Raw genomic sequence first — 12503 nt, forward strand, 5'->3', positions numbered from 1 at the left:
AGCTCCCACAGGGAATTGCGTTGTTCTTGTGTAGGAGCCGGCTTGCCGGCGATGCAGGCGCCTCGGTGTATCAGTGGCAGCGCAGTGATGCCATCGCAGGCAAGCCAGCTCCCACAGGGAATTGCGTTGTTCTTGTGTAGGAGCCGGCTTGCCGGCGATGCAGGCGCCTCGGTGTATCAGTGGCGGCGCAGTGATGCTATCGCTGGCAAGCCAGCTCCTACAGGATGCGCGTCTGATTTATAGGGGGAAGACCAGCCGGAACAAAGTGAAGCCACCGGGCAGGCTACGCACATCAGCCTGGCCCTGGTGCAGGCTCATGATCGAACGCACGATGGCCAGCCCCAAACCGGTACCGCCTTCGGTGCGGGCGCGGCTGCTGTCGACACGGTAGAAACGTTCGAACAGGTGAGGCAAATGTTGCGCTTCGATCCCCGGGCCCGGGTTGCTCACCGACACCGAAGCGTGATTGCCATAGGCCTCCACCAACAACGAAATGTGTGAGCCTTGCGGAGTGTGGCGGATCGCATTGGACAGCAGGTTGGAAAGGGCGCGCTGGATCATCAGGCGGTCGCCTTGCACCTGGGCATCGCCGCTCAAGGTCAGGGTCAGCTGCTTGTCCTCGGCGCTCAGGGCGAACAGCTCCATCACCCGGTGGGCTTCGTCGGCCAGTGAAACAGCAGTGAACGAAGCCCGCGCGGCGGGGTGGCTCACCTGGGCCAGGAACAGCATGTCGGAGACGATGCGCGCCAAGCGCTCCAGCTCTTCGGTGTTGGATTCGAGCACCGCCTTGTATTCCTCAGGCGGCCGCTGGCGCGACAGCGTCACCTGGGCCTTGCCCATCAGGTTGGTCAGGGGCGCACGCAGTTCGTGGGCGAGGTCATCGGAGAATTGCGAGAGTTGCTGCACTCCGGCGTCCAGGCGCTTGAGCATCACGTTGATGCCCTGCGCCAACTCACCCAGCTCCTGCGGCAGGTTGTCGACGGACAAACGATGCGTCAGGTCCTGGGTGGTGACCTTGGCCGCGATCTGGCTGAATTGCTTCAACGGCGCCAACCCCCGTTGTACCAGCCACCAGGCGCCCATGCCGATCAGGATCAGCAGCATCGGCAGGGCGATCACCGTGGCGCGCAGGTAGGCACTGAGCAACGCCTGGTCGTCCATGCGGTCCAGGGACAGCACCACGCGCACCCGTTCACCGCTGGCCAGGCGCATCAGGCTGGAGGCGCTGAGCACCTGGTTGCCGTAACTGTCTTCCCAGTTGAGATAGCCGAGGGTCTCGCGGTGCGCATAGTCCGTCAGCAACGGCTCCTGGGGCTTGGCCCCGATGCTTAGCAGCACGCTGTTATCTGGTGCGGTGCCGACGATGGTCAGGTAAAAATTGTCATGGCCCATCACCAGGTCCATCAGCGAATGGGGGCGAGCGCGGATGGCGCGGGTGTCCAGGCCCTGGGAGAGGCTGTGCTGGATCTGCTCCATCTTGCTCTCCAGGCCCTTGCGCGCGAGTTTTTCCAGCTCGAAGGTGAGGGCCAGGTAAGCCAGGGTCGCCAACAGCAACACCAGGCCTGCGCCCATTAGGCTGACGGTCAGCCCCAGGCGCATCGACAGGCTGCCGGTCCTCATGGGCGCGCCTCCAGCACGTAGCCCACGCCGCGGATGGTGTGGATCAGCTTGACCTCGCTCTGGTCGTCCACCTTGGCCCGTAGGCGGCTGATGGAGACCTCCACCACGTTGGTGTCGCAGTCGAAATTCATGTCCCACACCAGCGAGATGATCTGTGTGCGGGTCAGCACTTCTCCGGCCTGGCGCATCAACACCTGGAGCAGGGCGAACTCCTTGGTGGTCAGGTCGATGCGCCGGGTGCCGCGATAGGCGCGGTGGCGGCGCGGGTCCAGTTCCAGGTCCGACACGCAAAACACTTCCGGCTGCGGGATGTGTTCGCTGCGCCGTAGCAGCGTGCGCACCCGCGCGAGCAACTCGGGAAATTCGAAGGGCTTGACCAGGTAATCGTCGGCGCCCATGTCCAGGCCTTTGATCTTGTCGTCCAGGCGGCCACGGGCGGTGAGCATCATCACGCGCTGGGTGCCGTTGCGGCGCAATTGTTCCAGCACGTGCCAGCCATCCTTGCCGGGCAGGTTGACGTCGAGTATCACCAGTTCGTAGGCGTGTTGCCCGGCCAGGTGCAGGCCGTCGATACCGTTGGCGGCGCAGTCGACCACGTAGCCGCTTTCACTGAGACCTTGCTGCAGGTAGGCAGCGGTTTTTTGCTCGTCCTCAACCACAAGGATACGCATGGGGAATGACCTTTTTCGCGATGAGAAGGGGGATCCATTTCCTTATGGAGGGTGTTGCCGGGGAGCCGCAGACTCTGAACCGTGAAGTCACTTCAGGGTCAACTGCGACCATCGGTCGCAACTAAAGTGAACAGCCAAAAAAAACGCCCCAGTGGGGCGTTAAAAATCCATCTCTTTCCAAAGGAGCTACACAAAAGCTTCAGAGATGAATGTGCTCGGTGTTGCAACTTGAGGCCAGTCTACGAAGTTCAACTTAACGAGAAGGTGAGGCCAATATTACAGTTTTGATAACTGGCTATTTGTGAACAGATGTTAGTCAAGCGCGAACGAATGTAATGACTCAGAGAATAGTCATGGGGTATTCGGCAATCACGCGCACTTCTTCCAGGTCTGACTCGAATGCACTGGAACGCACCGTGGCCTGACGCAAACGCAGCGACAAGTCTTTCAAGTTGCCACTTTGCACCACGTACTTGGCTTCGATATCACGTTCCCAACGACGTTGATCGGTCAACGGGTTGCCCGCCCCGTCGCGGCGCATGTACACCGCGTTGGCGTTGCTGTAGTCGGCGCCGGTGCCCTTGCCGTAGCGGGTCATGAACGACAGGCCGGGAATGCCGAATGCCTGCATGTCCAGGTCATAGCGCACCATCCACGAACGTTCCTTGGGCGAGTTGAAGTCGCTGTACTGGATCGAGTTGTTGAGGAAGATCGAGTCGGACTGGCGCAGGTAATCGAAGTCGTCATCGCCGTTGTTGCGCTGGTGCGACACGGCCACGCTGTGGGCACCGACCTTCACCCCGACCCTGGCGCTCCAGATGCTGTTGTCGAACTCGCCCAGCCGCTTCTTGCCCTCATCCACGGCCTTGTAATAGTTGACGTCGCCGAACAGCGAGATGTCTTCGTTCAGGGGGTAGTTGGCGGCGCTGCCCAGGTAGTACTGATCCCAGGCGTCCTTGAGACGGCTGCTGTACAGGCTCAGGCTGAGGTGCTTGTTCACCGTGTAATCGCCGCCGAAATAGCCGATCCAGGGCGAGTCGACCTTGCCTGCGTAGAACGTTGCAAAGCCGTTGTTCATGCCACTTTCATTGGGCTGGCTCATACCGCTCAAACGCCCGCCTTGCAGGCTCAAGCCTTCGATGCTGGTGTTTTGCGCGGTCACGCCACGAAAGCTTTCGGGCAATAGGCGCGAGTCGCCGTAGGCCACCACCGGCGTAACTGGGAACACGTCGCCAGCCTTGATCACGGTGTCGAGCACGCGCAGTTTCGCGGCGCCACCGACCTTGCTGTAGCCAGTTTCCGGATGGTTTTCGCTCTCTACTGGCAGCACGCCGAACGAACCCTTGCCGCCACTGCGACCAGTGCCCGAATCGAGCTTGAGGCCGTACATGGCAAATGCGTCCAGGCCAAACCCCACGGTGCCTTGGGTAAAACCGGACTCGAACTTGCCGATCAACCCCTGCGCCCAGGCTTCGGAATAGCCATTGCCGGTAGGGCTGGACTGGCCCTTGCGGTCATCGCGGTTGAAGTAAAAATTGCGCGCCAGCACATTCAGGCTGCTGCCTTCGATAAAGCCTTCTGGCTTGCCTTCCACAGCCACGGCGGCCAGGGGCAGTGCGGCAATCAATGAAAAGGGAAGGGTGTAATACACAGTGCTCATGTTTCGCTCCTCGGTAGTGGCAGTGTTCAGCTTCTTATTGAAGTGGGCGTTTTTATTGATCTGGCCCGGGCTGATAGTTGCAAACTGCAGATAACGGCGAAGTGGCGCGAACATTACAATTCTGGAAACTAACGTCCATCTAACAAATAAGTAATGTTCTGGTGAACATCGCGTCAGGGTTCGCTGGTTACGCTTGGCACTGAACTTTCAGACGAGGAACCCGCAATGAACTTTTATAAACTTGGCCTGGGTGTACTGGCTGCAGTGTTGTCATTTGGCGCAATGGCCGAGGGCGGTGGGGACCGCACCTTTGCCTTGATGATGGAGCGCAATGAAAAAGCGATGGCCGACTATGCCAGCCGGGTCGGCAAGCCGGTGCCCGAGGTGCAGGCGTACCGCTACGGCATGAAGCTGGACATTGCCAAGGTGGTCAACGTCACGCCGCCGATCCGTTCGTGCAATCCGGTGCCGTCGCGCATGACCTACGAAGACTCCAGCGGCAAGCTCAATACCCTTGAATATCAAGTGATGGGGGTATGCCGAAACAACGGCGGTTAATGGATCCAAAAAATCAGTGGAATACAGCAAAAAAAGCGCTTCAGAAAACGCCGGCAGCGCCGATGCAGGTCAGATCCTTCTCCCTATTAGACCCATCGGTGCCCCATGTTCAACACCCGTTTGAAGCAGGAGCTGTCGGCTCTTCGCGAAGAGTTGTCCAGCTTGCAACAGGTCAAGGAGAGCCTGGAAAGCGAAATGCTGTGCCTGACGCTGGATGCCGATGGCCGTGTTGAGTGGGCCAATGCCAATTTCCTGCAGGAGCTGGCTTACCCGTCCGGCAGCATTGTGGGGCGCCCCATCGAAGACCTCGTGCCGGCGCACGTGCGCCAGGACGAATTCCAGAAGCGCTTCAAGAATGCCCTGGTGCGCGGTGAACACTTCGCCGGCACCGTGCGCCTGATGCGTGGCAATGGCCAGGAAGCCTGGTTGCGATCGATCGTACAGCCGGTGCGCAGCTCGGATGGGCGCATCAAGCACTTCTCGATCTACTCCAGCGACCTGACCCGCACCATCGAGGCGTCGCGCGAGCATGAAAACCTGATCACCGCACTGGTGCGCTCTACCGCCGTCATCGAGTTCGACCTGGGTGGTCACGTGCTGACTGCCAATGATCGCTTCCTGGGCGGAATGGGTTACAGCCTGGCGCAGATCCAGGGCAAACATCACCGCATGTTCTGCGATCCGGAAGAGTCCAACAGCGTTGAGTACCAGAACTTCTGGAAACGCCTGAACGCCGGTGAGTTCGTGGCGGCGCGTTTCAAGCGTGTCGACAGCCGTGGCCACACGGTGTGGTTGGAAGCCACCTACAACCCGGTGATGGATGCGACTGATCGGTTGTACAAAGTGGTCAAGTTCGCCACGGTGATCACCGACCAGGTCAACCGGGAACAAGCGGTTGCCGAGGCCGCCAATATCGCCTACAGCACCTCGCTGCAAACCGACAACAGCGCCCAGCGCGGCACCACCGTGGTGACCCAGGCGGTGGATGTGATGCGTGACCTGGCCAAGCATATGCAACAGGCGGGCGAAGGGATCGAGGCGCTCAACGACCAATCCCAGGTGATCGGCACCATCGTCAAGACCATCAGCGGCATCGCCGAGCAGACCAACCTGCTGGCGCTCAACGCGGCCATCGAAGCGGCCCGCGCCGGTGAACAGGGGCGCGGTTTTGCGGTGGTGGCCGATGAGGTTCGCCAGTTGGCCTCGCGCACCAGCAAAGCCACCGAGGAGATTGTCGGCGTGGTGCGCCAGAACCAGGACATGGCCCGCGATGCCGTGGCCCTGATGACCGATGGTCGCTTGCAAGCCGAGCAGGGTCTGGCCCTGGCGGCCGAAGCGGGCACGGTGATCGTGGAGATCCAGGACGGTGCGCAAAAGGTGGTCAGCGCCGTGGGGCAATTCGCCAATCAGCTGTCGAGCTGAGCGTAGGGCTCAGGTATCGTAGGTTTCTTTCCTGCTTGAAGAGCCAACCGTCCATGAGCCCTACCCACCGTCGCCCCGTTCCGCTGTCCAAGGCCTACCGCTTGCTCAACCACGGGCCGACCGTGCTGGTGAGCGCTGCGCACGAGGGGCGGCGCAATATCATGGCCGCCGCCTGGGCCATGCCGCTGGATTTCGAGCCGCCCAAAGTCGCGGTGGTGCTGGACAAGTCCACCTGGACCCGCCAATTGCTCGAAGGCGCCGGCACCTTTGTGCTGCAAGTGCCGTGCGTGGCCCAGGCCGACCTGGTGCAGACGGTCGGCAATACCAGCGGGGCCGATATCGATAAGTTCGCCGCCTACGGCTTGCAGGTGTTCAGCGGTGAACACACCAAAGCCCCGTTGCTGGAAGGCTGCGTGGCCTGGCTGGAATGCCGCCTGCTGCCTGAACCCCACAACCAGCAGACCTATGACTTGTTCCTGGGCGAAGTGGTCGCGGCCTATGCCGACGAGCGCGTGTTCAGCGAGGGGCATTGGCATTTCGAAGGGCAGGACCCGTTACGCACCTTGCACCACATTGCGGGCGGAAATTTCCTGAGCATCGGTGAGCCCATCACCGGCAAAACCCTCGCCTAACCCCATTTTGTAGGAGCCGGCTTGCCGGCGATGCAGGTACCTCGGTGTATCAGGTGCCCTCCAGTGACGTCATCGCCGGCAAGCCGGCTCCTACAGGGTTACCAGCGTGCCTGGCTGAGGGCGTCGGCAAATGCCATCAGCTTCGGCGAGTATTGCCGCGACGGCGGATAAACCAGTGATATGGCCCGGCTACGTCCGGCAACGTCTTCCAGTACGGGCACCAGGCGGCCGGCGTCCAGGTCATCGCGCACCGCGAAATCCATGACTTGGGCGATACCGAAACCGCCTACGGCAGCGTCCACCAGCGCGTCGCCAAGATCAAAGATCAAACGCCCTTCGACGCTCACGTCCTGCACCTTGTTCTCCAGCATGAACTGCCAGTCCACCATGCGCCCGCTGCGCAAATTACGCACGGTGAGGCAGTGATGGTCTTTCAGGTCGCCAACACTGTGCGGCGTGCCAAAACGCGCCAGGTAGGACGGGGCTGCGACGGTGATCCAACGCAGCGGCGCCAGGGTGCGGGCGATCAGGCGCTGGTCCTGGATTTCGCCGGTGCGCAACAGTGCGTCGAAGCCTTCGTCAACGATGTCGACCAGGCGGTCGGTCATCACCGCTTCGATGCGCAGTTCGGGGTAACGCAAGGTCAACTCGCCGATCACCGGCATCACCACCTTGCGCCCGAACAACGATGGCGTGCTGATCTTCAACAGGCCGGACGGGTTGCTGCGCCGGTCGAGCAACAGCTTCTCGGCTTCCGCCAGTTCTGCCAATAACGGTGCGCTTCGCTCGTAGAGCAGTTGCCCGTCGGGGGTGAGGCTGACGCTGCGGGTGTTGCGTTGCAGCAAGCGCACGCCCAGCTCGCTTTCCAGGCGTGAAATGGCGCGGGACAAACCCGACTGGGTCAACCCCAGGTCACCCGCCGCGCGCGTGAAGCTGCGGGTTTCGGCCACGCGGACTAATAGGCGAACAGCATTCAGATCCATGATTTAAGTCATTACTGAAAGAGTGAAAGCGCTATTTATCATCTGAGGTGCATAAAAGACACTGGCCGCACTTAATTAACTGGCAGGACGCTGTGATGTCGCCCTCTAAACCCTCTGGCTGGATGCTGATGCTGTTGGCCACTGCGCAACTGATCATCGCCCTCGACGCCACCATCGTGTTTGTCGCCTTGCCGCAGATCGGCACGCACTTGGGCTTTTCTTCTCAACAATTGCAGTGGGTGGTGAGTGCCTACACCGTCGCGTTTGGCGGGTTTCTGCTGCTGGGTGGCAGGGCTACCGACTTGCTGGGCAAGCGCCGGCTGTACCGTGTTGGGCAGTCGTTGTACGCGCTGTCATCCCTGGCAGCGGTGCTCGGCGGCAGCGCGATGTTGCTGGTGCTGGCGCGGGCGGTGCAGGGCGTCGGCGGGGCGTTGCTGTTTCCGGCGACCTTGGCGTTGATCAACACGCACTATGCCGAAGGGCCTGTGCGTAACCGTGCGTTCGCGGTGTGGAGCGCGGCATCGGCGGCCGGCTTGGCGTTGGGTGCGTTGTTGGGTGGCGTGCTCACTCAGGTGTGGGGCTGGGAGGCGGTGTTTCTGGTGAACGTGCCGTTGGCGGGTGGTTGCGCATGGGGGGCGCGTTATTGGATCCCGGCAGATGGCGAGCGGGCCCCTGGGCGCAACTTCGATATCAGCGGCGCGCTGACGGTCACGCTCGGTGGCACCTTGTTGGTGTTCTCTCTGGTGCAAGGCCCGGAGTGGGGCTGGACGTCGCCGTCGACGCTGGGCTGCATGGCCTTGGCGGTAGCGCTGCTGGGGCTGTTCGCCTGGATCGAACATCGTGGGCACGACCCGTTGATGCCGCTGCGTTTGCTCGCCTATCGCGAACTGCGCATGGCGATGGTGCTGACGGCGGTGTTCATGAGCAGTTTTGGCGTGCAGTACTACTTCCTGGCGCTGTACTACCAGCAGGTCTATGGCTACAGCGTGTTGCAGGCGGGCTTGGCGTTCTTGCCAGCCACCTTGGTGTGCACGTTCGGGATCTGGCTGGCGGAGCGTTCGCTGGCAACGCTGGGGTTGCGTAACACACTGGTGAGCGGGCAGCTGGCTGGCGCGGTGGGCATCGCCTGGGTGTGCTGGGCGTTGCCGACGGGGGTAGGGTTCTGGTCGCTGCTGCCAGGGATTTTTATCCTGAGCATTGGCCAAGGCATGACATGGACGGCGATGTGGGTGGCAGCCGGTTTGGGCATTCGCCCGGGAGAGCAGGGCGTGGCGGCGGGGATGGCGTCTACCAGTCAGCAGATCGGCGGCGCGCTGGGGCTGGCGGTGCTGGTGTCGGTGGCCAATGCCGGTGGGATCGAGCACGCGTTGTGGTGGAGTGCGGCGATTGCCCTGACGGGAGCGGTGTTAGCGTTGAGGCTCCAGACCCGCAGTCCCAAACCCATCCCGATAGCGCAATTGTAGGAGCCGGCTTGCCGGCGATAGCAGCTTTGAGACAAGCGCTCATTTCGCGGGCCTCATCGCCGGCAAGCCGGCGCCTACGAGGGCGTGTTTCAGCGCCCGAGCATCTTCACCCAGCGCGACGGCGGCATGCCGTAGGTGCTGCGAAATTGCCGGGTCATGTGACTCTGGTCGGTAAAGCCGGCCGTCATCGCCGCATCCACCAACGATTGGCCTTGGGCCAACAGGCTGCGCACCAGGTCCAGGCGGCGCATCGTCAGGTAACGGTAGGGGCTGGTGCCGAACAGCAGGCGAAAATCCCGCGACAAGGCCCAGCGGTCGCGGCCGGCGTGGTCGGCCATTTCTTCCAGGGTGATGCTGCGGCCCAGGGCGCTGTGGATAAATTCCCGGGCGCGTTCGGCAGCCACGTAGTCGAAGCTCTTGCGGCTTACGATCCCTCCCGAGACGTTGCTCAGTGCGTGAGCCAGGTCGAACAGGGCGTCCTGCTCCTGCAAAGGGTCGATGGGGCTGTCCAGGTTTTGCAGCAGCACTTCGCTGGCGCGAAACAGCCTCGGGTCGGTGGACAAGCCATTGGGGATGAACGGCAACGGCTTTCCGCCGAGGATCTGCTGGATCAGCGACGGCTCGACGTAAATCATCCGGTACTTGAAACCGTCCTCGCTGCCGGCGTGGCCGTCGTGGGTTTCATCCGGGTGAAGCACCATGGTGGTGCCCGGCACGCTGTGGATCATGTCACCACGGTAGTGAAAGCTCTGCACGCCGGACAAGGTTCGCCCAATGGCGTAGGTGTCATGGCGATGCGGGTCGAAGGCGAAGCCGGCAAAGTACGCCTCGATGCGGTCCAGGCCGCTGGCATGCGGCGCTCGGTGCAGCCAGTCGAGGGTGCGAGTGGGAGTGCCCATGGTGGCTTGTCACAAAATAGAGGTGGAAACACGTTAACCCAGTCTGCATTCCTTGTCTGCCGGGGTCTTGTACGATTGTGCAGGGTGGGGGCGGGGCCTATGATCACCGCTTATGTGTTGCGTTGACGGAGCTGCCCCATGGATTTTTTCAAGCTTGCCTACCTGGCCCCTCTGGTTTCACTGGGCTTGCTCTGGATCGTTGCCGTCGTCACCCCCGGGCCGAACTTCTTCAATATTGCCCAACTGGCCGCCAACGGTTCGCGTCGCCATGGTGTGGCGGCTTCGGCTGGCGTGGCTTCTGGAACGATCCTGTGGGGGCTGGCAGGGGGCTTGGGGATCAAGTCGCTGTTCACCGCCGCGCCCATGCTGTACCTGGCCTTCAAGATTGTCGGCGGCTGCTACCTGATCTACCTGGGACTCAAGCTTTTCAAACGCTCGGCGCCTGCCGCCGGCCCGGACCAGCAGCCGGTTGAGCCTCGGCGCTCGATGTTTTCAGCCTGGCGCCTGGGGCTGCTCGGCAACGTGTCCAACCCCAAGTCGGCGTTGTTTGTCGCGACAATTTTTGCATCGACCATGCCGCCCTCGCCGTCGCCGATGTTGTTGACTCTGGCGGTGACCGTCATGGCCACCCTGTCGTTCAGTTGGTACTGCGCCGTGGCGTTGGTGTTTTCCAGCGAGCGCATGGCCAGTCTCTACAGCCGTTCGCGCAAGTGGCTCGACCGCTTCGCCGGTGGCTGTTACGTGTTGTTCGGCGCACACCTGGTAGCGAGCCGCTGACCTGCCATGGTAAGAAGCCTTACTTTCAACAGTGAGGCCGGGTCATGAGCAAGGTGCGGGTAGGTATTATTTTTGGTGGCCGTTCGGCCGAGCACGAAGTCTCGCTGCAATCGGCGCGCAACATTGTCGACGCCCTCGATCGCACACGTTTCGAGCCGGTGCTGATCGGTATCGACAAGGCCGGCCACTGGCACCTCAACGACACCTCGAACTTCCTGATCAATCAGGAAAACCCGGCCTTGATTGCCCTCAACCAGTCCAACCGAGAATTGGCGGTGGTGCCCGGCAAAGCCAGCCAGCAGGTGGTGGAAACCACCGGCAACGGCTTGCTCGAACATATCGACGTGATCTTCCCGATCGTCCACGGCACTCTGGGCGAAGACGGTTGCCTGCAAGGTTTGCTGCGCATGGCCGACCTGCCATTCGTGGGCTCCGATGTGCTGGGCTCGGCAGTGTGCATGGACAAGGACATCAGCAAGCGCCTGCTGCGCGATGCGGGTATTGCCGTCACGCCGTTCATCACCCTGACCCGTGGCAACGCGGCGCGCACGTCCTTTGACAGGGCGGTGGATAAGCTCGGTTTGCCGATGTTCGTCAAACCGGCCAACCAAGGCTCGTCGGTGGGGGTGAGCAAAGTCGGTAGCGAAGCCGAATACCTGGCGGCCGTCGAGCTGGCGTTGGGTTTTGATGAAAAAGTGCTGGTGGAATCGGCGGTACAGGGCCGTGAAATCGAGTGCGCCGTGCTGGGCAACGACAACCCCATCGCCAGTGGCTGCGGCGAGATCGTGGTGAACAGTGGTTTCTATTCCTACGACAGCAAATACATCGATGCCCAGGCCGCCCAAGTGGTGGTGCCGGCGGACATCAGCCAGCAAGCCAGTGAGCGAATCCGTCGCCTCGCCATTGAGGCATTTGAAGTGCTGGGCTGTTCCGGCCTGGCGCGTGTGGACGTGTTTCTCACCGAAGACGGTGAAGTGCTGATCAACGAAATCAACTCGCTGCCCGGCTTCACCCGCATCAGCATGTACCCCAAGCTGTGGCAGGCAGCGGGGATGAGCTACAGCGAGTTGGTCAGCCGGTTGATCGAGCTGGCGCTGGAGCGACATGCGGGGCGCAAGGGCCTGAAGATTAGCCGCTGAGTTTTCCGAAGTCCCGATATGTCGTCAGGGGTTACCGAGGACTTCTCGAAAAATATCCGGCCTGCTGGCCGCAATGTGCAGCAGTGAGCGCGCCGCTCCAGAGGGAGAGCGGCGCCCTTGTTCCCATTCTTGAAGCGTTCTGACCGAGACCCCTAGAAGCTCGGCAAACTTGGGTTGCGACAGCCCTGTTTTGCTTCTCGCTTCTGCAGCTTGTGTGATCTCAACCTTGTGTGCAGCACCGAAATATCCTGCTTTGACATCCTGAACGGCCGCCAGTAATTCTTCGCCGATATTGCGTTTGGCGTCTCGTTCCTTAAGTTGTTTTTCAGTGAGTGGCATGGTTCATTTCCTTCGCGATTCTGTACAGGATGTGCGCTGGAATAGTCTCGGCTGCGCCTTTGCCATAAATCAGTAGTACCACCAGGGCCCCGCATGCCAACTGTGTGGTATAGACCACCCGCACAGATCCGCTCTTGCCTCGGCCATCCAAGCTCCAGCGTACTTTTCGGCAACCACCGGAGCCTGGCACGACTTTTCCGGCCTCTGGATGATTGGCTAGAAAAGCCATGAACATTCCTCTTTCCTCCTCTGTCCAGTAATCAGGCCATAGTCTGCTGAACAGCGGGGATTCGATGATCGTTAGCACGCGAAATTCTACGTCTATGACGTAGCCTCTGGC

Annotated in this window: 11 protein-coding genes and 2 pseudogenes; 7 read left to right on the plus strand and 6 right to left on the minus strand. The window is 61.2% G+C overall.

The window, feature by feature from the left end; translation table 11 throughout:
* Positions 1 to 237: 237 nt before the first annotated feature.
* From AC07SU_RS05810 to AC07SU_RS05820, 3 genes are all read right to left on the minus strand, one after another.
* Positions 238 to 1620 (minus strand): heavy metal sensor histidine kinase, encoded by a 1383-nt coding sequence (locus tag AC07SU_RS05810; RefSeq protein WP_494996486.1) that lies wholly within the window; start codon positions 1618 to 1620, stop codon positions 238 to 240.
* Positions 1617 to 2291 (minus strand): heavy metal response regulator transcription factor, encoded by a 675-nt coding sequence (locus AC07SU_RS05815; RefSeq protein ID WP_176995229.1) that lies wholly within the window; start codon positions 2289 to 2291, stop codon positions 1617 to 1619. Before AC07SU_RS05815 ends, AC07SU_RS05810 begins: the two co-directional genes overlap by 4 nt.
* 340 nt (positions 2292 to 2631) lie before the next feature.
* Complete coding sequence (locus tag AC07SU_RS05820) at positions 2632 to 3951, minus strand: OprD family porin (protein ID WP_494996487.1); 1320 nt, start codon at positions 3949 to 3951, stop codon at positions 2632 to 2634.
* Positions 3952 to 4176: 225 nt separating this feature from the next.
* Between AC07SU_RS05820 and AC07SU_RS05825 the strand changes: the two genes are divergently transcribed.
* From AC07SU_RS05825 to AC07SU_RS05840, 4 genes and pseudogenes are all read left to right on the plus strand, one after another.
* Entirely contained in the window at positions 4177 to 4509 is a 333-nt protein-coding gene (locus tag AC07SU_RS05825) for a DUF2790 domain-containing protein (protein WP_494996488.1), read from the plus strand.
* 195 nt (positions 4510 to 4704) lie between these two features.
* Positions 4705 to 5391: pseudogene (locus AC07SU_RS05830) on the plus strand (PAS domain-containing protein); the annotation flags it as partial.
* A 108-nt stretch (positions 5392 to 5499) separates the two neighbouring features.
* Positions 5500 to 5931: pseudogene (locus tag AC07SU_RS05835) on the plus strand (methyl-accepting chemotaxis protein); the annotation flags it as partial.
* Positions 5932 to 5984: 53 nt separating this feature from the next.
* Positions 5985 to 6563: a flavin reductase family protein gene (locus AC07SU_RS05840; RefSeq protein WP_494996489.1), complete on the plus strand. Its 579-nt coding sequence runs from the start codon at positions 5985 to 5987 to the stop codon at positions 6561 to 6563.
* 98 nt (positions 6564 to 6661) lie between these two features.
* Here the strand turns inward: AC07SU_RS05840 and AC07SU_RS05845 are convergent, their stop codons facing one another.
* Positions 6662 to 7546 carry a LysR family transcriptional regulator gene (locus AC07SU_RS05845; RefSeq protein WP_494996490.1) on the minus strand — a complete coding sequence of 295 codons (885 nt, stop codon included), beginning with the start codon at positions 7544 to 7546 and terminating at the stop codon, positions 6662 to 6664.
* A gap of 122 nt (positions 7547 to 7668) precedes the next feature.
* Here AC07SU_RS05845 and AC07SU_RS05850 point away from each other — a divergent pair, with 122 nt between their 5' ends.
* Entirely contained in the window at positions 7669 to 9009 is a 1341-nt protein-coding gene (locus AC07SU_RS05850; protein WP_494996570.1) for an MFS transporter, read from the plus strand.
* An 89-nt stretch (positions 9010 to 9098) separates the two neighbouring features.
* On the opposite strand, the gene AC07SU_RS05855 is transcribed toward AC07SU_RS05850, so the two are convergent.
* Entirely contained in the window at positions 9099 to 9908 is an 810-nt protein-coding gene (locus AC07SU_RS05855) for an AraC family transcriptional regulator (protein ID WP_176995223.1), read from the minus strand.
* A gap of 138 nt (positions 9909 to 10046) precedes the next feature.
* Between AC07SU_RS05855 and AC07SU_RS05860 the strand changes: the two genes are divergently transcribed.
* Entirely contained in the window at positions 10047 to 10685 is a 639-nt protein-coding gene (locus AC07SU_RS05860; RefSeq protein WP_176995222.1) for a LysE family translocator, read from the plus strand.
* A 44-nt stretch (positions 10686 to 10729) separates the two neighbouring features.
* The gene (gene ddlA / locus AC07SU_RS05865; RefSeq protein ID WP_494996491.1) at positions 10730 to 11824 is read left to right on the plus strand and encodes a D-alanine--D-alanine ligase; all 1095 of its coding nucleotides are present in this window, start codon (positions 10730 to 10732) and stop codon (positions 11822 to 11824) included.
* Between the two features lie 24 nt (positions 11825 to 11848).
* On the opposite strand, the gene AC07SU_RS05870 is transcribed toward ddlA, so the two are convergent.
* Complete coding sequence (locus AC07SU_RS05870; RefSeq protein WP_494996492.1) at positions 11849 to 12163, minus strand: helix-turn-helix domain-containing protein; 315 nt, start codon at positions 12161 to 12163, stop codon at positions 11849 to 11851.
* Positions 12164 to 12503 lie beyond the last annotated feature (340 nt).

The sequence above is a fragment of the Pseudomonas sp. GW821-FHT05H12 genome (genome assembly GCF_059419385.1).

What these genes read in the sequence shown, in the direction of transcription:
- AC07SU_RS05810 (WP_494996486.1), bottom strand. Translation starts at nt 1,620, where the DNA reads ATGAGGACCGGCAGCCTGTCGATGCGCCTGGGGCTGACCGTCAGCCTA.
- AC07SU_RS05855 (WP_176995223.1), bottom strand. Translation starts at nt 9,908, where the DNA reads ATGGGCACTCCCACTCGCACCCTCGACTGGCTGCACCGAGCGCCGCAT.
- AC07SU_RS05870 (WP_494996492.1), bottom strand. Translation starts at nt 12,163, where the DNA reads ATGCCACTCACTGAAAAACAACTTAAGGAACGAGACGCCAAACGCAAT.
- AC07SU_RS05825 (WP_494996488.1), top strand. Translation starts at nt 4,177, where the DNA reads ATGAACTTTTATAAACTTGGCCTGGGTGTACTGGCTGCAGTGTTGTCA.
- AC07SU_RS05815 (WP_176995229.1), bottom strand. Translation starts at nt 2,291, where the DNA reads ATGCGTATCCTTGTGGTTGAGGACGAGCAAAAAACCGCTGCCTACCTG.
- AC07SU_RS05845 (WP_494996490.1), bottom strand. Translation starts at nt 7,546, where the DNA reads ATGGATCTGAATGCTGTTCGCCTATTAGTCCGCGTGGCCGAAACCCGC.
- AC07SU_RS05840 (WP_494996489.1), top strand. Translation starts at nt 5,985, where the DNA reads ATGAGCCCTACCCACCGTCGCCCCGTTCCGCTGTCCAAGGCCTACCGC.
- AC07SU_RS05850 (WP_494996570.1), top strand. Translation starts at nt 7,669, where the DNA reads ATGCTGATGCTGTTGGCCACTGCGCAACTGATCATCGCCCTCGACGCC.
- ddlA (WP_494996491.1), top strand. Translation starts at nt 10,730, where the DNA reads ATGAGCAAGGTGCGGGTAGGTATTATTTTTGGTGGCCGTTCGGCCGAG.
- AC07SU_RS05820 (WP_494996487.1), bottom strand. Translation starts at nt 3,951, where the DNA reads ATGAGCACTGTGTATTACACCCTTCCCTTTTCATTGATTGCCGCACTG.
- AC07SU_RS05860 (WP_176995222.1), top strand. Translation starts at nt 10,047, where the DNA reads ATGGATTTTTTCAAGCTTGCCTACCTGGCCCCTCTGGTTTCACTGGGC.